General features: G+C 38.0%; 16 protein-coding genes and 1 tRNA gene. 12 read left to right on the top strand and 5 right to left on the bottom strand.

Going from position 1 to position 21,734, the window contains the following annotated elements; genetic code table 11:
- Position 1: 1 nt before the first annotated feature.
- The 3 genes from GTK57_RS04700 (at position 2) to GTK57_RS04690 (ending at position 5,450) form a co-directional block, all read left to right on the top strand.
- Positions 2-1,225: an efflux RND transporter periplasmic adaptor subunit gene (locus tag GTK57_RS04700; protein ID WP_163121603.1), complete on the top strand. Its 1,224-nt coding sequence runs from the start codon at positions 2-4 to the stop codon at positions 1,223-1,225.
- The gene (locus tag GTK57_RS04695) at positions 1,215-4,430 is read left to right on the top strand and encodes an efflux RND transporter permease subunit (RefSeq protein ID WP_163121601.1); all 3,216 of its coding nucleotides are present in this window, start codon (positions 1,215-1,217) and stop codon (positions 4,428-4,430) included. Before GTK57_RS04700 ends, GTK57_RS04695 begins: the two co-directional genes overlap by 11 nt.
- 66 nt (positions 4,431-4,496) lie before the next feature.
- Entirely contained in the window at positions 4,497-5,450 is a 954-nt protein-coding gene (locus GTK57_RS04690; RefSeq protein WP_163121599.1) for a cation diffusion facilitator family transporter, read from the top strand.
- Between the two features lie 21 nt (positions 5,451-5,471).
- Here GTK57_RS04690 and GTK57_RS04685 read toward each other — a convergent pair whose 3' ends face one another.
- The 4 genes from GTK57_RS04685 to GTK57_RS04670 form a co-directional block, all read right to left on the bottom strand.
- On the bottom strand, positions 5,472-5,813 hold the full coding sequence (locus tag GTK57_RS04685; protein WP_152875509.1) for a hypothetical protein: 342 nt from the start codon (positions 5,811-5,813) through the stop codon (positions 5,472-5,474).
- A gap of 150 nt (positions 5,814-5,963) precedes the next feature.
- A tRNA-Glu gene (locus GTK57_RS04680) sits at positions 5,964-6,039 on the bottom strand.
- 92 nt (positions 6,040-6,131) lie between these two features.
- The gene (gltX, locus tag GTK57_RS04675; protein WP_152875508.1) at positions 6,132-7,640 is read right to left on the bottom strand and encodes a glutamate--tRNA ligase; all 1,509 of its coding nucleotides are present in this window, start codon (positions 7,638-7,640) and stop codon (positions 6,132-6,134) included.
- A 129-nt stretch (positions 7,641-7,769) separates the two neighbouring features.
- Positions 7,770-8,066: a hypothetical protein gene (locus tag GTK57_RS04670; protein WP_152875507.1), complete on the bottom strand. Its 297-nt coding sequence runs from the start codon at positions 8,064-8,066 to the stop codon at positions 7,770-7,772.
- A gap of 392 nt (positions 8,067-8,458) precedes the next feature.
- Between GTK57_RS04670 and GTK57_RS04665 the strand changes: the two genes are divergently transcribed.
- The 9 genes from GTK57_RS04665 to GTK57_RS04625 all read left to right on the top strand — a co-directional run bounded on the left by GTK57_RS04665 (position 8,459) and on the right by GTK57_RS04625 (position 19,069).
- The gene (locus GTK57_RS04665) at positions 8,459-9,460 is read left to right on the top strand and encodes a sulfate ABC transporter substrate-binding protein (protein ID WP_163121597.1); all 1,002 of its coding nucleotides are present in this window, start codon (positions 8,459-8,461) and stop codon (positions 9,458-9,460) included.
- A gap of 256 nt (positions 9,461-9,716) precedes the next feature.
- A complete protein-coding gene (locus GTK57_RS04660) occupies positions 9,717-10,733 on the top strand; it encodes a sulfate ABC transporter substrate-binding protein (RefSeq protein WP_152875700.1) in 1,017 nt (338 codons plus the stop codon).
- A gap of 332 nt (positions 10,734-11,065) precedes the next feature.
- Positions 11,066-11,989 carry a 16S rRNA (cytosine(1402)-N(4))-methyltransferase RsmH gene (gene rsmH, locus GTK57_RS04655; RefSeq protein ID WP_163121595.1) on the top strand — a complete coding sequence of 308 codons (924 nt, stop codon included), beginning with the start codon at positions 11,066-11,068 and terminating at the stop codon, positions 11,987-11,989.
- The gene (gene ftsL / locus GTK57_RS04650; protein WP_152875698.1) at positions 11,989-12,321 is read left to right on the top strand and encodes a cell division protein FtsL; all 333 of its coding nucleotides are present in this window, start codon (positions 11,989-11,991) and stop codon (positions 12,319-12,321) included. Before rsmH ends, ftsL begins: the two co-directional genes overlap by 1 nt.
- 11 nt (positions 12,322-12,332) lie before the next feature.
- Positions 12,333-14,156 carry a penicillin-binding protein PBP3 gene (gene ftsI / locus GTK57_RS04645; protein WP_152875697.1) on the top strand — a complete coding sequence of 608 codons (1,824 nt, stop codon included), beginning with the start codon at positions 12,333-12,335 and terminating at the stop codon, positions 14,154-14,156.
- 11 nt (positions 14,157-14,167) lie between these two features.
- Positions 14,168-15,664, top strand: coding sequence for a UDP-N-acetylmuramoyl-L-alanyl-D-glutamate--2,6-diaminopimelate ligase (locus GTK57_RS04640; protein ID WP_163121593.1), 1,497 nt, complete (start codon positions 14,168-14,170; stop codon positions 15,662-15,664).
- 8 nt (positions 15,665-15,672) lie between these two features.
- Positions 15,673-17,082, top strand: coding sequence for a UDP-N-acetylmuramoyl-tripeptide--D-alanyl-D-alanine ligase (locus GTK57_RS04635; RefSeq protein WP_163121591.1), 1,410 nt, complete (start codon positions 15,673-15,675; stop codon positions 17,080-17,082).
- Positions 17,082-18,200, top strand: coding sequence for a phospho-N-acetylmuramoyl-pentapeptide-transferase (gene mraY / locus GTK57_RS04630; protein ID WP_152875694.1), 1,119 nt, complete (start codon positions 17,082-17,084; stop codon positions 18,198-18,200). Before GTK57_RS04635 ends, mraY begins: the two co-directional genes overlap by 1 nt.
- Before the next feature lie 65 nt (positions 18,201-18,265).
- Complete coding sequence (locus tag GTK57_RS04625; protein ID WP_163121589.1) at positions 18,266-19,069, top strand: putative RNA methyltransferase; 804 nt, start codon at positions 18,266-18,268, stop codon at positions 19,067-19,069.
- A 55-nt stretch (positions 19,070-19,124) separates the two neighbouring features.
- Here the strand turns inward: GTK57_RS04625 and ponA are convergent, their stop codons facing one another.
- Complete coding sequence (gene ponA / locus GTK57_RS04620; protein WP_163121588.1) at positions 19,125-21,641, bottom strand: penicillin-binding protein PBP1a; 2,517 nt, start codon at positions 21,639-21,641, stop codon at positions 19,125-19,127.
- Between the last annotated feature and the right edge of the window lie 93 nt (positions 21,642-21,734).

Below are 21,734 nucleotides of genomic sequence, written 5' to 3'. Positions count from 1 at the left end.
AATGAACATGATCAAAAAACAATTTGGCAAAATTTCACAACAAATTTTAATTATTTTGGTTCTATGTATTACGGCTATATTGGTTCTGTCTTTAATTATTTTTAAAAAGGCGAATAAAGAAGATCATTTAGATGAAGATGATCATGCTGTAGAAAAAGGCAGTGAAGAAGGGCATGAGGAAAAAGAAGGAAAAATTTCACTGACTGCACAACAGATGGTGGAACAGGGTGTTCAGCTCGCAAAAGTAGATGTAGGGACGATAGATCAACTCAGTAATTATCCTGCAAAATTAACAGCAAATACAGATAGACAAGCACATGTATCGCCAAGTTTTAGCGGACAAGTACAAGAGGTATATGTCGAATTAGGTCAGCATGTTAAAAAAGGAGAAGCTTTGGCAAGTTTACTTGTTCCAGATTTAGTTGATCAACAAGCACAACTTCAAATTGCACGTACAAATTTAGATTTGGCAAAGCAAGACTTTAATCGAGAAAGAGATTTATGGTCACAAGGAATTTCTGCAAAGCAAGATTATCAACGAGCATCTAATACATACCGTCAGGCGCAAATTCAGGTTCAGGCTGCACAAAGTCGACTTGCTGCCTTTGGTGCAAGTGCAGGTTCAAATGGTCGTTATATGTTACGTGCACCTATTTCAGGTGTGGTTAGTCAAAAGGATTTAGTTCTTGGTGAAAACGTTCAGCTGGCATCGCAATTATTTGTGATCGATCAATTAGATCAGCTATGGCTTGAATTTATTGTGCCAAATATTGATGTTGCAGAAATTCAGCCAAACCAAACTATTCAATTTAAATCTTTACAGACCAATGCACTTTATAAAGCGCAAATCCTAAATTTAAATGCCGTAGCAGATGCGCAAACAGGGCGCTTGCAAGTGCGAGCTAAAGTTTTAGATCGGGCAGATGAGCTACGACCAAATTTGATGGTAAATGTTGAGCTTCAGCAGAATCAGCCCAAAGAGGTGATGCGTGTAGCCAAAGATGCAGTACAACAAGTTGAAGGTAAAGATGTTGTTTTTGTGCCAACGACGCAAATGAAAAGTGTAAGTTTTAAACCACAGAATGTAAGTGTTGGGCAAGTTTCAGCAGATGGAAAATGGATTGAAATTAAAAGTGGTGTAAAGCAAGGACAAGCATATGTGAATAAGGGCAGTTTCCTTTTGAAATCTGAGATGGAAAAAGGAGATGCTAGCCATGGACACTAATGATCTTCATAAAGTGCATCAGCCTGAAGAGGAATTGCCAAAACCACAAGGTATTTTCGATCGAATCATTCAGTTTTCAATACGCAATGCCATTTGGGTCATGTTGTTTGTGATCGCATGGATTGGCGTGGGTGTTTATAGCTACCAAAAACTACCCATTGATGCAGTTCCCGACATTACCAATGTCCAAGTACAAATAAATAGCCAAGCGAATGGTTTTACCGCTTTAGAAGTGGAACAACGAATTACCTATCCTATTGAAACAGCAATGGCAGGTATTCCCGATTTAGAGCAAACACGTTCAATTTCGCGTTATGGTCTTTCTCAAGTCACCATTGTTTTTAAAGATGGTACAGATATTTATTGGGCTAGACAGCAAATCAATCAGCGCTTACAAGAGGCGCGAACAGAATTACCAGAAAATATTTCTCCTGCAATGTCACCTGTGTCTACGGGATTGGGAGAAATTTATCAGTGGGTTATTCAAGCCGAGAAAGATGCAAAAAAGCCCGATGGTACTGCTTATGAACCGAGAGATTTGCGAGAGATACAAGATTGGATTGTGCGACCACAATTGCAAAAAGTAAAAGGCATTGCTGAAGTAAATAGTATTGGTGGTTTTAATAAAACTTATCTGGTCGAACCCGATTTAAACCGTTTACAGCAAATGCAAATTCCGCTTTCAGCATTGCAACAAGTACTACAAGAAAACAATGAAAACCGTGGTGCAGGTTATCTTGAAGAAAGTGGTCAACAGCTGACTGTTCGTGTACCAGGTACTTTAAATAATATCTCAGATATCGAGAACATCACTGTAAGCACCAAACAAGGCTATCCAATTCGTGTTTCTGATATTGCTAAAGTATCAATTGGGCATGATTTACGTACAGGTGCTGCAACTTACAATGGTGAGGAAACAGTGCTTGGTATTGCCATGATGATGATGGGAGAGAACAGTCGAACTGTTGCCAAGGCTGTCGATTCAAAAGTCCAAGAAATTCAAAAATCATTACCGAAGGGTGTGACGATTACGACGGTTTATGACCGAACCACTTTAGTAGAACGTGCAATTAAAACGGTGCAAAAAAACTTAGTTGAAGGCGCTGTTTTAGTCATTGTGATTTTATTCTTATTTTTAGGAAATTTTCGTGCAGCACTAATTGTTGCCTGTGTCATTCCATTATCCATGCTCTTTACTTTGGCAGGAATGGCTGAGAAAAATATCAGCGCAAACTTAATGAGTCTAGGTGCATTGGATTTTGGAATTATTGTCGATGGTGCAGTTGTTATTGTTGAAAACTGTATTCGACGTTTAGCAGAAGCTCAACATTTGAAAGGGCGGTTACTCAATAGGAGTGAACGATTTAAAGAGGTGTTTTTAGCAGCCCAACAAGCAAAACGCCCACTAATTTTTGGTCAGTTAATTATTTTAGTGGTGTATTTCCCAATTTTTGCACTTTCAGGTGTAGAAGCAAAACTATTTCACCCTATGGCGCTTACTGTGGTGTTGGCACTCATTGGCGCAATCATTTTATCGATTAGTTTTGTCCCTGCTGCTGTTGCCATGTTTGTTACAGGTGAAGTGAAGGAAACAGAATCTCGTTGGATGTTATGGTTAAAGCAAAAATACGAAAATATATTAAATTTTGCCTATCAATTTAAATATTTTGTTGTGACTTTGGCTGTATGTATTTTGGTTTTAACGGGTGTGATTGCAACGCAAGTAGGAAGTGAGTTTGCACCAAAACTCAGTGAGGGAGATTTTGCAATTCAGCAAATGCGCTCCCCAAGTACGAGCTTGGAGCAGTCATTACGTATGCAAGAAAATACCGAAAAATTACTGTTAAAAAAATTCCCTGAAATTAAAGGTATTTTTGCACGTACAGGTACTGCTGAAGTTGCAACAGATGTTATGCCTCCGAATATTTCTGATGGTGTAATTCTATTAAAGTCTAAAGATGAATGGGCAAATCCAAAAGAATCTATAGACAGTTTACGTAGTCGAATGGAAGAGTTTCTAGAAACATTACCGGGTAACAATAGTGAGTTTTCACAACCTATTGAGTTGCGTTTTAATGAATTAATTTCAGGTATTCGTAGTGATGTTGGAGTGAAAATTTTTGGTGATGATCTAGATGTTTTAAATCAGGAAGCTGAAAAAATTTCCAAACAAATCCAAAAAATATCGGGTGCCACGGCTGTTAAAGTTGAGCAAACAGATGGACTGCCACTATTAAATGTTGAGGTTGATAAAGCACTCGCAGCGCAATATGGATTATCTGTAAAAGAAATTCAGGACTTAGTTGCAACCAGTGTTGGAGGTCAAAATGTTGGGCAAATTCTTCAAGGTGATAGACGCTTTGATTTTGTGATCCGTTTAAGTGATGAACAAAGAACAACTCAGAACTTGGCTACATTACCCGTTCAAATACCTAATGGCGGGCTTATACAGCTACAAGATGTGGCAAAAGTTGAAACCGTTTTAGGTGTAAACCAAGTCAGTCGTGAAAATGGAAAACGTCGTGTTGTGATTACGGCTAACGTAACAGGACGAGATTTAGGCTCATTTGTACAAGAATTACAGATGAACTTATCTAAGCAAAAACTCCCTGCTGGATATTGGTTAGATTATGGAGGACAGTTTGAAAACTTAGCATCTGCAAAAAGTCGTATGCAAATTGTTGTGCCATTGGCGTTAATCACTATCTTTATTTTGCTCATGGCTGTTTTTCATAATTTTAAAGAGAGTTTGTTGGTATTCAGTGGTGTTCCTTTTGCACTTTCTGGAGGTTTGGTCGCACTTTGGCTACGTGATATTCCGTTGTCTATGTCAGCGGGTGTTGGTTTTATCGCACTTTCAGGCGTTGCTGTTTTAAATGGTTTAGTCATGCTGACGTTTATTAAAGAGTTGCGTGAAAACTTAAATGTGCATTTAGCAACATGGCAAGGCGCAATTCTACGTCTACGCCCTGTACTAATGACGGCATGTGTTGCTTCACTTGGTTTTGTACCAATGGCGCTTGCAACAGGAACGGGAGCAGAAGTACAGCGCCCATTGGCTACAGTTGTCATTGGTGGGATTTTATCTTCAACAATGCTTACTTTAGTCCTTTTACCTGTGGTTTACCGTTGGATGAATGAATCAAAACAAACAGGGTTTATTTGGGCTTTTAAAGAGAAGTTTATTGTTCGCTTTAAAAAGTGATAAGTTAGAACTAAAGCAAAAGTGGCTTAAAAAAAAAGCCACTTTCTTATCAATAAGGAGTCTGCTATGAGTGGACATCATGGGCATGATCATAGTCATGCTGTTGTAACAGAAGGTAATGCAAAAAAGCTGACGTTTGCTTTAATACTTACATCTACTTTTTTAGTGGTTGAGGTTATTGCTGGTTTCATGACACAAAGTTTGGCTTTGTTATCTGATGCTGCCCACATGTTTACCGATGCAGCAGCGCTTGCTATTGCACTTGTGGCAATTAAAATTGGCAAGCTACCTGCCGACAGCAAAAGAACATTTGGATATCAGCGTTTTGAAATTTTAGCTGCACTGTTTAATGCATCTATGTTGTTTGTTGTGGCGATGTATATTTTATATGAAGCCTATCAGCGTTTTAGTCAGCCACCTGAAATTCAAAGTACAGGGATGATGATTGTGGCGGTATTGGGTTTAATCATTAACCTGATTTCCATGAAAATTTTATTCTCAAGCTCGCAAGATAGCTTAAATGTAAAAGGAGCTTATCTTGAAGTTTTGAGTGATGCCTTAGGCTCAGTCGGTGTGATTATTGGTGCTGCTGTTATTTATTTCACAGGTTGGATGTGGGTAGATACTGTTATTGCAGTCCTTATTGGTTTTTGGGTGCTTCCTAGAACTTGGATTCTGCTTAAACAAAGTATCAATATTCTATTAGAGGGTGTACCTGAAGAAATTGATATTGAAGAACTGAGAAATGATTTACTGAATTTAAAAGGTGTTGAAAGTATTCATCAACTTAAAGTTTGGGCAATTACCTCTAAAAATGTACATTTAACGGTACATCTTTTTGCACCCAATGCAGATCGAAATGAATTATATAAAGAAGCTTTGGAAATGCTAACCCATGAGCACAGTATTACCGAAATGACTTTGCAAATTGAAGATGATGAATGCATTGCGCAGTCTCATAACCATGAGCATCAAAATCATAGCGAAGAAGATGAACATCAACACTCACATCAGCATTAATGCTGATGTGAGATTTTTATTTTAGATTTCCCATTCATGATTGCAGTCGCGGCATTTCCATTTTTTTTGCGATTGCATGAATGCTTGCATTGAAAGTTTAAAGTCAGGTAGGTCGCGGTAGAATAAGAAGCCTGCAATAACACATGCAAAGAACATTACAATCGTTGCAAGTTGTAATGTTTCGCCCGCGCCATTACCAAAAGCCCACATCGCAACGCTAATAGAAACTAAAAGTAATAAAATTAAAATTGCAGGAATAAGAAAAATTAAACTTTTAGGAACAACAGGACGCGCAGTCGTTTGACCAGGCTGAGTAACAGGTAAAAGTTTTGCACTTTGGCATTTCGGGCAGCGGTATTGCATTACAACTCCAAATTTTAATTTATAGGTTATTTTAATCGGAATTGTGTAGAAAGCAAAAAAGCACTTACATAAAATTTTAGGCAATAAAAAACCCAAGTCGTAATGCTTGGGTTTTTTATTAAGACCACTACACAAGAATGATCTTGAATATGGCGTCCCTACGGGGATTCGAACCCCGGTTACCGCCGTGAAAGGGCGATGTCCTAGGCCTCTAGACGATAGGGACAAGTGAGGCATCCAGATTCAGTGTTTAACACTGTGTCTCTGTATGGGCGCTATATTATGGTTATAGCGCCTCCTCGTCAACTAAAAAATCAATTATGCTTCATCAACTGCGTCATTTTTCGGCAATTTTAAGCTTTCATTGAGTTTTTCCCATACTTTTGCTTCTTTTTTGCTTGGTCCGCCCACAATTTCAAGCGCATGACGTAAGCGAGCGAAGGTTAAATCTGGCCCAATTGTGACCATAGATTGCATAACAGGCGTTGAAGATGTTGAACCTGCAATCGCAATAAAGAAAGTTGGCATGAAATCACGAAGTTTGATTTCCATTTGGTTCGCTAAATCCATAAGCGTTTGGCTTACAGTCTCATTGTTCCAAGTAAACATGCTTTCTAAACGCCAAATTGCAAATTGTAAGCTTTGACGAACTTGTTCTTCAGTCAATTTTTTGCTTTCAAATTGTTCTTTGCTAAGCGTAGGGAATTGGTTGAAATAGAAACCTGCCCAGTTCACAGCTTCAGACAATAAGTTAATACGCGGTTGAATCGCAGCGGCAATTTCTTCTAAAGTTTGACGGTCAGATTTCCAAGCAAGCAACGTATCAAGCAATTCAGAAGGGGTTAAACCTTTAATCCACTGACCATTTAACCAATTCAGTTTTTCAACATCAAAAATTGGTCCACCTAAAGACACACGTTTAATGTCAAAGTGCTCAATCATTTCAGCTAAAGTGAATTTTTCACTCTCATCTGGCATAGACCAACCCATACGACCTAAATAGTTCAATAGGGCTTCTGGTAAAACACCAATATTTTTATAATAGTTAATTGATGTTGGGTTTTTACGTTTAGATAGTTTTGATTTATCTGGATTACGTAAAAGTGGCATGTGGCAAAGCACAGGCATATCCCAACCGAAATATTGATAAAGCAATTGATGCTTAGGTGCTGATGGAATCCATTCTTCACCACGAATCACGTGGGTAATTTCCATCAAATGGTCATCAACAACATTGGCTAAATGATACGTTGGTAAACCATCCGTTTTAAGTAGAATTTGCATGTCTACTTGAGCCCATGGAATTTCTACTTCGCCACGCAGCATATCATCAAATTTACAAATGCCTTCAGTAGGCACTTTCATACGAATAACGTGCGCTTCACCTGCAGCTAAGCGACGCTGAACTTCTTCTTCAGATAGTAATAAACCACGACCATCATAGCGAGGATTTTCACCGCGTGCTTGTTGATCTGCACGCATTTGGTCTAATTCTTCTGTCGTTGCGAAACAGTAAAAAGCATGACCTTTTGCAACAAGTTCTAATGCATATTTTTTATAAATATCCATACGCTCAGATTGGCGATATGGTGCATGTGGACCACCAACATCTGGGCCTTCAGACCAATTTAGTCCTAACCAACGCAATGAATCTAAAATCATTTTCTCAGATTCAGGTGTTGAGCGAAGTTGGTCAGTGTCTTCAATACGAAGAATAAATTCACCACCATGTTGCTTTGCAAAGCATAGGTTAAACAAAGCAATATAAGCTGTACCTACATGAGGAAAGCCTGTAGGGGAAGGAGCGATACGAGTACGAACTGTCATAACTAGATATTATTCAGAATGCAAATTGGAACTATTATAACGAAAAAGCCCCATTACATTATGTTTAATTAAGCATAAAGTAATGAGGCTTCGCTTGGTCAAACACAAGGGGGTGTTTGACCTAATATTTTATGAATTATTTGTTGTGAATAGCGTTTGAATGAAGCGTGAAAAGCGTTCATTTTGTGATGCTAAAAAGCTTTGTGATGGTGCAATATTAATAGATGTAAGCACTTTTAAGTTGTCTTCAGAATGAAATTTTCTATCATTCTTTTGTTGTTGAAGTGCTTTTTCAATAGGCGTAATTTTTACAACAGAATTCACCATTTTGGTTTCTGTTGTTTTGGTTACGGCTGTATGTCCAACTTGTGAAAATACGATTAAACCGCAAGTTAAGCAAAGTGCTTTAAATAATTTACTAGTCATTTCCAAACATCCCCCTATTTTGGTGTCTGAACAATATTGTTATAAACATAGTGTTTTTGTATATCAGATGGTTATTTAATCATATTTTGTATTGAAAATGTATAGCTGTGTCACATTAGTTACAAAAAAGATATATTTTATTTGAATTTTCAGTATTTATGTATTCGTTCTAAAAAAGCCTTTTCTTTCTTATTAAAAGACTGTGTAGGCATGAATAATTAATTTATAACATTTTGTCTGTTCATTTTTTATATCAAATAAAGTGGTTTTTATATGAATTTACTAGATATCTTTTTATGTGAATAATTAAGAGATATATAATATAACCACATGATTGTTAAATTATTTTTTCATTTATATGATGCTGATATATATTAAAAAGAGTCTCACACATGAAAAAAATAATAGTATCGAGTGTTTTGGCAATATTAAGTGGTTTTTCTGCACATAATGTTGTGGCAAAAGATTTTCTGAATGTTTCTTATGATCCAACACGAGAATTTTATCAAGAATACAATAAAGAATTTGGTGAATATTGGAAGCAACAAACCAATCAAACAATCGATTTTAAACAATCACATGGTGGTTCGGGTAAACAAGCCCGATCGGTCATTGATGGTTTACAAGCAGATGTTGTGACATTAGCTTTGGCAAATGATATTGAGGAAATTGTAAATGCAGGTTTAATTAAAAAGAACTGGCAAAAAGAATTTCCGTATAACTCTGCACCTTATACATCAACTATTGTTTTTTTAGTACGTAAAGGTAATCCGAAAGGTATTAAGGACTGGAATGATTTAACCAAACCAGGTGTGGAAATTATTACACCAAACCCTAAAACGGGTGGTGCGCCACGTTGGATTTATTTGTCAGCATGGGGTTATGCGCTTAAACAACCCGGTGGAAATGATGCGAAAGCAAAAGAATTGGTTAAAAAGCTTTATCAGAATGTAAAAGTTCTGGATTCAGGCGCTCGGGGTTCATTAACTACCTTTGCTGAACGTGGTATTGGTGATGTATTACTTTCTTGGGAAAATGAAGCATTACTTGCAACCCAAGGACCAGATAAAGATAAATACCAAATTGTTTATCCGTCCATTTCTATTTTGGCAGAGCCTTCCGTTGCTATTGTCGATAAAAATGTTGATAAAGATGGTAACCGTAATTTGGCAAAAGGATATTTAAATTACCTTTATTCACCTAAAGGTCAAGATTTAGCAGCTAAATACTACTTCCGTCCGCGTAATGCGCAAGTTGCTGCAAAATATGCGAAACAATTCCCTAAAGTACAAACTTTTACTATTGGTAATGTTTTTGGTGGATGGGCAAAAGCACAGAAAACACACTTTGTGAATGGTGCGATATTTGATCAAATCTACACTGAGAAAAAATAATAGCGAAAGCTAATATTTGTCTACGTTAAAAGAATTAAGAAAAAGCGAATAATTATATTATTCGCTTTTTTTCATAAGAAATGCATAAAAATTTATAAATCTAGAATATAGCAGCTTTAATTTTTTTCATAATAAAAACAAAGTATTAATTTTTTTTAGGATGATTGATGTTAAATGAAATCGAATTATCAGAATTGCGATTTATGAAATTACTTCATATAGTTAGCATCATTATAGATAACTATTTTATTTAAATATGAAAACTCAATTCAAAGCATTATTTAGTGCAGCGCTCATTGCGGTGGGTGTGGCTTCAACATCGGCAACTCAAGCAGCTGATCGTGAATTTCTAAATGTTTCATATGATGCGACGCGTGAATTTTATACAGAATTCAATCAGTCATATGGTGCGTATTGGAAATCTAGAACAGGTCAAACTGTAAATTTTAAACAATCTCATGGTGGTTCGGGTAAACAAGCCCGTTCTGTTGTCGATGGCTTAAAAGCAGATGTTGTCACTTTAGCACTTGCAAATGACATCGAAGAAATTGTGAAGTCTGGTCAAATTAATGCAAATTGGCAAAAAGAATTTCCATATAATTCAGCGCCATATACATCTACAATTGTATTTATGGTTCGTAAAGGGAATCCAAAAGGTATTAAAGACTGGAAGGATTTAACTAAATCAGGTGTGGAAGTTATTACACCAAATCCTAAAACGGGTGGTTTACCACGTTGGGTATATTTATCGGCATGGGGTTATGCGCTTAAACAGCCGAATGGTAATGAAGCTCAAGCGAAAGAATTCGTGGGTAAAATGTACCACAATGTAAAAGTAATGGATTCGGCTGCACGTGCATCTATGACAACATTTGCTGAACGTGGCATTGGTGATGTGCTTTTAACTTGGGAAAATGAAGCTTTAATTACTCAAAAAACTTTAGGTAAAGACAAGTTCGATATCATTTATCCGTCTATTTCAATTTTAACCGAACCTTCGGTTGCTATTGTGAATAAAAACACAGATAAAAATGGTAATAAATGGTTAGCGAAAGGTTACATCAACTACTTATATTCACCAATTGGTCAAGAAATGGCAGCAAAACATTTCTATCGCCCACGTAATGTTGAGGTTTTAGCAAAATATAAAGCGCAATTCCCAACATTAAAAACATTCACTATTGATGAAGTGTTTGGTGGATGGGCAAAAGCACAGCAAACTCATTTTGCGAATGGTGCAATGTTCGATCAAATTTATAATTCGAAACGCTAATTTGAATTTATGTTAAAAAGTAAAAAAAGCTGGTCTTGAAAGAGACTGGCTTTTTTACTTTTATAATGATCAATATGCAGTTGTATTTTTTAATATATTTTGAATAAGGTATTTTTGTTTATCTTATTGTATTTTATTGTTATTTTTGATTTTTTATAGATATTGTGGTTTAAAGTGCAAAATAAAGTAATGAATCAGGCAATATAAAGAATAGGGATTAAAACGGTTTTCTCTATGAAAAGTAATAATTAAGTACAAAAAGTCATTTGGAGCTTTGCAAAAACAAGGTAATAATGTGAAGTTATATTTTTAGCTTTTCTATTTGAATAACTATGTCGCATATTTCTGTATTACTTCACGAAACTATTGATGCTTTGCTCGCTGAACGCAATACAGGTATTTATATTGATGGAACATTTGGACGTGGTGGGCATACGCGTTTATTACTTTCAAAATTAGATGAAAATGCACGTGTTTATGGTTTTGATAAAGATCCACAAGCACTTGCTGTCGCAGCTGAACTTGAAAAAGAAGATCCACGATTCAAAATCATCCATGCAAGTTTTGCAGATTTAAAACAAGAATTAGAACAGCGTGAAATTGGCTTAGTTGATGGTGTAATGGCAGATTTGGGTGTATCTTCGCCACAGCTCGATCAAGCAGAGCGTGGATTTAGCTTCATGAAAGATGGTCCATTAGATATGCGTATGGATAACTCTCAGGGACCTACTGCTGCGCAATGGCTTGTGGATATTGAAGAAGAAGCTTTAGCAAATGTAATTTATCAATATGGTGAAGAGCGTTATAGTCGTCGTATTGCTAAAGCCATTAAAAATGCAGGATATATCGATACAACTGCACAACTAGCGGAAATTGTAAAAGTTGCCCATCCTAAATGGGAAAAGAATAAACATGCAGCGACTCGTACTTTCCAAGCGATACGTATTGCGATTAATAAAGAGTTAGAAGACATTGAGATTTTTTTGCCTCAAGCTATGGATGTGTTAAAAACAGAAGGGCGTTTGGCAGTTATTAGTTTTCATTCGTTAGAAGATCGATTGATTAAGCAATTTATTCAAAAAGAATCAACTTTAGCGGAAGATACAGGGTGGGGCTATCCACAAGAGCGTGAAGATACTCGAAAATTAAAGAAAATTTCACGTATTCGTGCAAGTGATGAAGAGGTTAAAGCAAATCCTCGTTCACGTAGTGCTTGGTTGCGTGTAGCAGAAAAATTAGCTTTAAAAGGCGAATAATGAAAACAGAAATTGTTGAAAATAAGGGTGAAAATTTACGTCTAAAACGAGGTATTGCTTACGCAATACTATTGTTGTTGGTTATGGCAAGTGCAATCATGGTTGTACTTCAGGTCTTTCAATATCGCCATGATTATCGTGAATTGAGCTCTTTTTACCGTGAGCGTGATGACTTAAATGCGGAGTGGGGGCGTTTGCTTATTGAACAGCAAACTTTTGGTGCCACTGCGCAAATTGGTACACGTGCGGTAACTCAACTTCGTATGTATTCTCCTCCTGCAGCACAAACCGTTGTAATTTCTTTACCAACTTCGACTGAAAACAAAAAATAGGCTGGCTTTCAATGGTAGATCCACGAAAAAGACAAACACGTAAAAAACAACAGTCGATTACAAGTAAAGCTACAGTAAGTGTTGAAATGTGGCGCTTCTATTTAATGTGGGGTGTTGTTTTATTTTGCTTTATTGCATTGGTTGGACGTGCATTTTATGTGCAAATTGTGAACCATGACTTTTTACAAAATAAAGCAAATGCAAAAATTTTAAGAACAGATACTGTTAAAGCAATGCGTGGGGTAATTTACGATCGCCATGGTGTGCCCCTTGCAATTAGTACACCTATCATGAAAATTGTGATCGATCCACGTGATTATTTTGATGCTAAAAAGTTGTACGATGAAACTTCAGCAGAACTTGTAAAAAATCCAAATGACAGAAAATTAAAGCGCCAATTACCAGATAAAAATCTGAATTTAGATGAATTGGCTGATGCTGTTGGAATGGATCGTGCTGAATTACGTAAAAAAATGAATGAGCGTCCTCGTTCTCGTTATCTAATATTGAAAAAAGAAGTACCGCCACAGCAAGCAGATTTAATTCTAGAACGTGAATTCCAAGCAGTTTACACAGAAAAATATTACAAGCGCTACTATCCGCAACCTCAACCTAATGCACAAATTATTGGTTTAACCAATAGTGAAGGGATGGGGATTGAAGGTTTAGAGATGCAATTAAATTCACGTTTAGCGGGTAAAGATGGTGAACAACAGGTTATTCGTGATAAGCGCGGTAATCGTGTAAAAGATCCTGAAATCATTAAAGAAGTGGAGTCGGGCGAAAATATCACCCTGAGTATTGATTCACGCCTACAGTACATTATGTATCGTGAGTTAACAGCAGCAGGCGTGGCAAATAATGCACGTTCAGCAACTGCCATTACTGTTGATGTGAAAACGGGCGAAATTTTAGCCATGGCAAGTTGGCCATCTTATAACCCGAACGATAAAAAAGGTTTGGGAAATAAAGATGCTATGCGTAACCGTGGTGCAGTCGATTCTTTTGAGCCGGGTTCAACCATGAAGCCTATTACCATTTCTATGGCTTTAGAAAGTGGTAAATTTACAGCAAATTCGGTCATTAATACCACGCCAGGTTCTATGCGAGTAGGTAATCATACGATTCGCGACACACATAATTATGGCGCTTTAACTTTGGGTGGCATTATTCAAAAGTCATCTAACGTGGGTGTTGCAAAAATTGCACTTTCTTTACCTTATTCAACATTACCTACGTTTTATAAACGTGTAGGTTTTGGCGAGCGTTCTGCCGTGAAATTCCCCGGTGAAAGCGCAGGTTTAATTTTACCGAAAAATAAATGGAATGTTTCTGAAGTTGCGACCATGGCATATGGTTACGGCTTAAATGCAACAGTGCTTCAATTGGCAGATGCTTACGCCATGATTGCCAATAAAGGGAAAAAAATGCCTTTAAGTTTGTATAAACTTGAAGAACACCCGAAAGGTGAGCAAATGATTGATCCGAAAATTGCAGATCAAGTGTTGCTGATGATGGAAGCGGTAACTTTGCCAGGTGGTACGGCACGCCAAGCTGATATTCCGGGCTATCGTGTAGCAGGTAAAACAGGTACAGCACATAAGTTGCGTGCAGATCGTAAAGGCTATTCTCAGTCAGATTATCGTGCTTTATTCGCAGGTATGGCACCTGTAAGCGATCCACGCTTAGCGATGGTTGTGGTCGTGGAAAATCCGAAAGGACAATATTATGGTGGCTTGGTTGCTGCCCCAGTTTTTGCACGTGTGATGCAAGAATCTTTACGTTTAATGAACGTACCTTTAGATAAACCCTTAGATGCTCCCAAAATTCAGTAAATAGGTGATGAATGTCGATTACATTTCAAGAGCTATATAGCGTAGATCAACCCGCTGAATGGATGACTCAAACATTTCAGGGGTTTAATCTCGATAGTCGTAAAGTGACAACAGGGCAAATATTTATTGCCCTGACTTCGTTTTCACAACCTGAAAAAACCGTAGAATTTGCGGAAAAAGCATTAAATAACGGTGCAATTGCAGTTGTGTCGGAAAGCGATTTAGGTTTAAAAAATAATATAGTGATTCCAAACGTGCGTCATTTGATGGGGCAGTGGGAAAAACAATATTTACTTGCAACTCAGCCTTTGAATTTAGCGCGAATTATTGCTGTTACAGGCACAAATGGTAAAACCACAATTTCGCGTTTAATTGCTGAATTATTGATGTTACAAGGTAAAAAATGTGCGGTGATGGGTACAACAGGGAATGGTATTTTACCTCACTTGGAAGCGTCATCTCATACCACATTAGATGCATTACATTTGCAAAATGCGCTACATGAATATGCACAACAAGGTGCAGAGTTTGCTGCAATTGAAGCAAGTTCACATGGTTTAGAGCAAGGTCGTTTAAACGGTTGTGATATTGAAATTGCAGCATATAGCAATTTAAGTCGTGACCATTTGGATTATCACGGTACGCTTGAAGCTTATGCAGAAGCAAAATCACGCTTATTTAAGTTCGAATCTTTAAAAGTTGCGATTATTAACATTGATGATGAACATGCAAATATCATGATTGATGCGGTAAAATCCAATCCTGCTCAACCGAAAATTTTGACATATTCAACAACGCAATCTGCTGATTACGAAGTTCAAGATATTCAGTACAGCTTAAGCGGTGCAAACTTTAAACTTGTTACAGCACAAGGCACATTTGACGTAAATAGCCCGTTACTGGGTCATTTTAACGTTGAAAATATTGTGGCGAGTTTAATTGCAGCGGAGCAAGCAGGTTTTGCATTGGCAGATTTAATTGTGGTTGCACCACAACTGAAAGGTGCACCGGGTCGTATGCAAGTACTTCGTGATGCAGAGCGTTTATTTGTGGTCGATTATGCACATACGCCTGATGCACTTATTCAAGTTTTACAAACTTTGAAACGTCACGTATCTCAAAATTTATGGGCGGTGTTTGGCTGTGGTGGTGACCGTGATCGTGGTAAACGTCCGCTTATGACACAAGCAGCGTTAGATCATGCAGATATTGCTTTAATTACGTCGGATAATCCAAGAACAGAAAATCCTGAACAAATTTTTGCCGATATGAAAGCAGGCATTCAATTTGAAAATCACACTGTGCATGAAATTCATGACCGCCGTGAAGCGATTAAATTTGCAGTGAAAAATGCAAAAGATGGCGATATTGTGGTGATTGCAGGAAAAGGACATGAAAACTATCAAGAAATTGATGGTGTTCGTCATTGGTTTGATGATGTTGTTGAAGTTCAATCTGCAATTGATGCACAACACCATCATTCAGATTCAGCATATCCAGCTCAATAGGAAAGATCATGCATACATCGACAACGAGTACCGTGCCTTTAGAGCCGTGGACAGCGAAACAATTAGAAGAAGCAACACAAGGTTATTGGCATAATGGCAAAGCACCGCAAGGTGAAATTAAACGTGTATTAACCGATTCACGTGATGCTGAAAAAGGTGATGCCTTTTTAGCATTAAAAGGTGAACGTTTTGATGCACATGATTTTGTTGCCAAAGTTGCAGAGCAAGGCTGTGAAATTGCGATTGTTAGTCATCCTGTTGAGGCTAATATTTGCCAATGGGTTGTTGCAGATACGCGTTTAGCACTTGGTGCTTTAGGTGCTTATCGTCGTGCTCAAAATTCACAGCTAAAAGTCATTGCTTTAACGGGTAGTAGTGGTAAAACCACAACCAAAGAAATGTTAGGCAGTATTTTATCTCGCTTAGCGCCAACGCTCATTACACGCGGAAACTTAAATAACGATTTAGGTGTTCCAATGATGTTGTTGGAGCTTCGAGCTGAGCATCAATATGCAGTGATGGAGTTGGGTGCAAGCCATCAAGGTGAAATTGATTACACATCGAATTTAGTTCAACCTCATGTTGCAGGTATTATCAATATTGGTACTGCACATTTGGGCGAATTTGGTGGGCGTGATGGTATTTGCCGTGCTAAATCTGAAATTTATGCACATATTTCAAAATCAGGTACATCTATTGTTCCTGCGGCAGATGACTTTGCAGAAGACATTCGTAAAGCAGTACAAACTGAACAAGTTTTGAGTTTTGGTTTGGGTGGTGATGTTTTTGCAACAGATATTGAGTTGCAAGCACAATCGTCTACTTTTACCTTAAATACCCCTCAAGGCAATAAAACGATTCACTTGCCATTTGCAGGTGAACATAATGTTCAAAATGCAACGGCTGCTACAGCATTTGCATTATCTATTGGCATTGCCTTAGATGATATTGTGATTGGATTAGAGCAGGCGACTGGGGCAAAAGGTCGTTTAAACTTTATTCAGCAGAAACAGCACTTATTTATTGATGATACATACAACGCAAACCCAACATCTATGCGCGCTGCGGCTGAAGTTTTAGCACAGCAAGACGGTGTTCGAGTGATGGTGATTGGTGATATTGGTGAATTAGGTGCAACAGCGGCACAGCAACATTACATGCTTGGTCGTGATTTGGTGTCTACCAAAGGCGTTAATTTTGTTATAGCGGTAGGGGAATTTGCACCTGCTTCACAAGAAGGCGCACGTAGTACACAATATGGTAAAAAATTTCAGGCATTCTTGACTCAAGAACAAGCTTTGCCGTTTTTAATTGGTCTAGTCGAAACACATCAGCCTCAGTCCATGAGTTTCCTGTTTAAGGGCTCTCGTTATACCCATATGGAAACGTTGATGGCTGACTTGATGGAGAAACTCTAATGCTGTTATGGCTATTTGAACAGCTTGCGGGCTACCACAGCTCATTCCAAGTTGTACGATATTTAACTTTGCGATCGTTACTAAGCGTATTGACTGCACTCACAATTGGATTGGTACTTGGTCCAATTATGATTCGTAAGCTTCAAGCTTTGAAATATGGTCAAGCAGTAAGTTCTTATGCACCTGAAAATCATGCGAAAAAAATGGGTACACCAACCATGGGTGGTGTTCTTATTTTACTTTCTATTGGTATTTCAACATTACTTTGGGCAGATTTATCGAACCCATATGTATGGATTGTACTTGCCGTTATGGTGATTTTTGGTGCTGTAGGTTGGGCAGATGACTGGATTAAAATCCGTTATAAAGACAACGCTGGCTTACCTGCGAAAAAGAAATTCTTTTGGACATCTGTAGGTTCAATTGGTGCAGGTATTGCATTATATGTTATTGCAAAACAGCAGCCAGATCCTGTGCATACAGCAAATATGCTGAATGTTTTGATTCCATTCTTTAAAGATATCAGCATTCCATTGTCTATGATTCCTTTAGGTATTGGCTTTATTGTCTTTACTTATTTCGTGATTAATGGCGCATCAAATGCAGTGAACTTAACAGATGGTTTAGATGGTCTTGCGATCATGCCAATTGTTCTTGTTGCCGCAGGTTTAGGTGTATTCGCTTATTTATCTGGTGATGCTCGTTTTGCCAATTATTTGCATATTCCTTATGTAAAATATACATCTGAACTTGTTGTAATTTGCGCGGCAATGATTGGTGCTGGCTTAGCATTCTTATGGTTTAACGCACATCCTGCACAAGTCTTTATGGGTGATGTAGGCGCGTTATCTTTAGGTGCAATGCTTGGTACAATCGCTGTGATGGTTCGTCAAGAAATCGTATTTGCGATTATGGCGGGTGTATTCTTGGTGGAAGCAATTTCAGTATTCTTACAAATTGGTTCGTTAAGAATGCGCAATAAGCGCGTATTTCTTATGGCGCCATTGCATCACCATTATGAGAAAAAAGGATGGCGTGAAACACAAGTTGTTATTCGCTTCTGGATTATTACAATTATGCTAGTAGTTTTAGGCTTAATGACCTTAAAATTGCGTTAAGCAAATTGCATAGAAAAGGTCGGCATTTGCCGGCTTTTTTTATTGTGAAATTTTTGGAGAAAATGATGAATCTACTAATGTGTCCTGTATGTCGAAAGGCACTTTTGCTTACTGACAGAACTTGGCGCTGTGAGAGTAATCATAGTTATGACATGGCTAAACAAGGCTATGTAAATTTACATGTTGTACAGCATAAACATAGTAAAAATCCAGGTGATACACCAGAGTCTGTTCAAGCACGTCGTGCATTTTTAAGTGCCGGTTTTTATGCGCCGTTACAGCAAGCTGTAGTTAAAAAAATTCAAGAATTACGTATCGAAAACTTACTCGATATTGGTTGCGGTGAAGGCTACTACACCAATGCAATGCAAGCAGAAGTGATGCAATGTGTAGGTGTGGATATTGCTAAAAATGCAGTTCAAGTGGCAGCAAAGCTCAATAAAGATGTCGCATGGATTGTAGGAACGGGTGCGACTTTACCTGTATTGGATGATTCAATTGATTTATGTACGAGCTTATTTAGCCCTATTCCTAAAGAAGAAATTTTGCGAGTTCTTAAACCAAATGCATATTTAATGGTGGTTACGCCTGCAACTGAACATTTATATGCAATGCGTGAAGCACTTTTTGAAGAAGTAAAACCGCACGAGTCACATAAATTTGTAGAGCAATTGGCTGATGCTTTTAACTTGGTTGAAGATACTGTTGTAGATGCTCTATTTGTACTTGCTCAACAAGATTTGAAGAGCTTGGTTGCTATGACACCTTATGCGTATAAAGCGAAGCCTGAGCGTCGTGAGGCGTTAGAACAATTAGAACAATTGGAACTTAAGGCACAATTCCAAATTTATGTATTTCAAAAAAAGTAAAATTTAGAAGCTAAAAAAGCCCTCAATTGAGGGCTTTTTTATTCCTGATTAAATCTTATTGAACTTGGTCAATTAAACTTTCTAAAGCATCCTTTTTAGTATTGGGCTGTTTAGTCTCAGGTTTGTTGAGAGCTGGTGGCGCTTTCTGAGATGGTGTTAGCACCGTATCAGGTAAGTCTGCAAAATCTCGATCTGGTGTAGATACGACAGGGGTAGGAGCAGGGCGATACACAGGTCTTGCCAATGGCGGAGTAGAACGATCGATGGGTCTTGTTGGCTTATCAAGCTTTTCATGCACGGTTGCTGAATTTTTATTGTCTAAACGAACCCAAGCTTCAGGTGTGCCTTTTAATGCATTCGCCATAAACTTAGTCCAAATAGGAAGTGCAGCAACACCACCATATTCCCGACGACCTAATGTGGTTGGTTGGTCGAAACCAACCCACGCAATAGAAACTAATTTGCCGTTAAAGCCTGCAAACCATGCATCTTTTGCATCGTTCGTTGTACCTGTTTTACCTGCTAAATCACCACGGCCAATACTGAGGGCCGCTCTACCTGTACCATGAACAATTACATCTTGTAAGATATTTGCCATGTCAAAAGCAGAACTAGATTTTAAAATACGCTGTGCTTGACGGTATTGATCTGCATTTTTCCGAGTAGAACTTGTTTTTGATGATGGATTTTTTTTGTGAATCGCTTCAATCACTTCATCATCAGGGGTTGCTACATCTGCGGAAGTAATCGTGTCTTCGTCAATACAAGAGATACACGCATATTCAGGATTGGCTTGATAAATGACTTTACCGTAAGCATCTTCAATGCGATTAATAAAATGTGGTTGAACGCGAAAACCGCCATTTGCAAATGCTGCATAACCTGTTGCCATTTGAACAGGCAATACTTGAGGTGTACCTAAAGCAATGGTGTAGTTACTTGGGATATGATCTTCTTGAAGACCAAAATCCATTAGTAGTTGGCGTGCACGGCTAATACCTACTTGTTGAAGGAGTCGAACTGAAACAGTATTACGCGATAAATATAATGCACGACGTAAGGGGATCGCACCTAAATAGCGTCCATCTGAGTTTCGGGGTGACCATTTACCAATAGTGATAGGCGCATCATCAACCATAGTATAAGGTGTCATGCCACGTTCTAATGCTAAAGCGTAGATGAATGGTTTAATGGTTGAACCGGGTTGGCGCCAGCCTTGTATTGCTCTATTAAATGAAGATTGATAAAAATTATAACCACCTACAATTGCTTCAATTGCACCATTATTGGGATTTAGCGCAATAAGTTGACCTTGTACTTTGGGTGTTTGAACAAGCGACCATGCTGTTTTATTTTCATTTGGTCGAAGACGCACAATATCATTTACTTTAACAATTTGAGAAGCCTTGCTTGGTGCAGGACCAATGCTATTCGCACCACGATAAGGGCTTGCCCATGACATACCTGACCAATTGACTGTAACCGTACTGCCATCTTGCATGATGGCATCAAAGCTGGAGTGACTTACAGCTGTGACTTTTGATGGATAAGTATTTGCAAATGCTGAAAATTCTGTAAGTGGTTTATCGTGAGCTTCGGCACCGCGCCAACCATGACGACGGTCATAAGCTTCTAGACCTTCTTGTACAGATTGTTCTGCATAGGTTTGACGTTTACTATCAATAGTTGTGTAAATTTTATAGCCTGAATCAATAGCTTGTTCACCAAACTTTTCAATTAATTCTGAGCGAATCATTTCTCCGACGTAGGGGAATTTGTTGCTGATACTTCGGTCAGGCATATTGAGGTTAATTGGTTCAGCTGTTCCTGATTGGTATTCTTGTTGATTAATATAACCCAGTTGTAGCATACGTCCTAAAATCCAGTTACGACGTTCTAAGGCTCTTTCAGGGTTTGCAACAGGATTGTATTTAGAGGGTGCTTTGGGTAGGCCTGCAATCATGGCCATTTGACCAATAGTAAGCTCAGCTACACTTTTGTTGTAATAGATTTTGGCAGCGGCGGCAATACCATATGCATTTTTACCCAGAAAAATTTTATTGACATAAAGTGTCAGAATTTCTTCTTTTGTGAGATTTTGTTCAATTTTTCTTGCTAAGAATACTTCGGTTAATTTTCTTTTAATGGTTCGTTCAGGGCTTAAATAGTAGTTTTTTGCCACTTGCATGGTGATGGTTGAACCACCTGTTTGTACATTTGAACCAATTACAGCTTCACTTACAGCCCGCCCTAAGCCTTTAAAGCTAATCCCACTATGTTCAAAAAATGAAGAATCTTCTGCTGCAAGAAATGCATAGGTGAATTTTTTTGGAATTTGATTATATTCCATAGGGATAGAGAGCTTGCCACCATATTCTGCGATTAACTCATTATCTGCGCTGAATACCTGTAAGGGCTTGAGTAATGGTGCTTTTTGTAAAATTGTCATCTCTGGTAAAGAGGGCGCAATATATAGATACATACCGTAAAATCCCATAGGGATTACGGCTAAAAGTATGGTTATTAACAAAAAAAATGGATGAACACGACCCGAACAAGATAGCTTTTTCATAACAAGTGAGTTTTAATAAGGGCTAATGGCAAACTAATTGATAGTCAGTATATCCTTTAAGGATGTCGATTGTTAGATGAGTTATTGTATACG

The organism is Acinetobacter portensis, from assembly GCF_010646905.1.
Classification (GTDB): domain Bacteria; phylum Pseudomonadota; class Gammaproteobacteria; order Pseudomonadales; family Moraxellaceae; genus Acinetobacter; species Acinetobacter portensis.
The sequence above is the reverse complement of the archived record's forward strand: the minus strand, read 5'-3'. Positions and strand labels throughout refer to the sequence as shown.

What these genes read in the sequence shown, in the direction of transcription:
- GTK57_RS04660 (WP_152875700.1), top strand. Translation starts at nt 9,717, where the DNA reads ATGAAAACTCAATTCAAAGCATTATTTAGTGCAGCGCTCATTGCGGTG.
- gltX (WP_152875508.1), bottom strand. Translation starts at nt 7,640, where the DNA reads ATGACAGTTCGTACTCGTATCGCTCCTTCCCCTACAGGCTTTCCTCAT.
- ponA (WP_163121588.1), bottom strand. Translation starts at nt 21,641, where the DNA reads ATGAAAAAGCTATCTTGTTCGGGTCGTGTTCATCCATTTTTTTTGTTA.
- ftsL (WP_152875698.1), top strand. Translation starts at nt 11,989, where the DNA reads ATGAAAACAGAAATTGTTGAAAATAAGGGTGAAAATTTACGTCTAAAA.
- ftsI (WP_152875697.1), top strand. Translation starts at nt 12,333, where the DNA reads ATGGTAGATCCACGAAAAAGACAAACACGTAAAAAACAACAGTCGATT.
- GTK57_RS04665 (WP_163121597.1), top strand. Translation starts at nt 8,459, where the DNA reads ATGAAAAAAATAATAGTATCGAGTGTTTTGGCAATATTAAGTGGTTTT.
- GTK57_RS04670 (WP_152875507.1), bottom strand. Translation starts at nt 8,066, where the DNA reads ATGACTAGTAAATTATTTAAAGCACTTTGCTTAACTTGCGGTTTAATC.
- GTK57_RS04640 (WP_163121593.1), top strand. Translation starts at nt 14,168, where the DNA reads ATGTCGATTACATTTCAAGAGCTATATAGCGTAGATCAACCCGCTGAA.
- GTK57_RS04635 (WP_163121591.1), top strand. Translation starts at nt 15,673, where the DNA reads ATGCATACATCGACAACGAGTACCGTGCCTTTAGAGCCGTGGACAGCG.
- GTK57_RS04695 (WP_163121601.1), top strand. Translation starts at nt 1,215, where the DNA reads ATGGACACTAATGATCTTCATAAAGTGCATCAGCCTGAAGAGGAATTG.
- rsmH (WP_163121595.1), top strand. Translation starts at nt 11,066, where the DNA reads ATGTCGCATATTTCTGTATTACTTCACGAAACTATTGATGCTTTGCTC.
- GTK57_RS04700 (WP_163121603.1), top strand. Translation starts at nt 2, where the DNA reads ATGAACATGATCAAAAAACAATTTGGCAAAATTTCACAACAAATTTTA.
- GTK57_RS04625 (WP_163121589.1), top strand. Translation starts at nt 18,266, where the DNA reads ATGAATCTACTAATGTGTCCTGTATGTCGAAAGGCACTTTTGCTTACT.
- GTK57_RS04685 (WP_152875509.1), bottom strand. Translation starts at nt 5,813, where the DNA reads ATGCAATACCGCTGCCCGAAATGCCAAAGTGCAAAACTTTTACCTGTT.
- GTK57_RS04690 (WP_163121599.1), top strand. Translation starts at nt 4,497, where the DNA reads ATGAGTGGACATCATGGGCATGATCATAGTCATGCTGTTGTAACAGAA.
- mraY (WP_152875694.1), top strand. Translation starts at nt 17,082, where the DNA reads ATGCTGTTATGGCTATTTGAACAGCTTGCGGGCTACCACAGCTCATTC.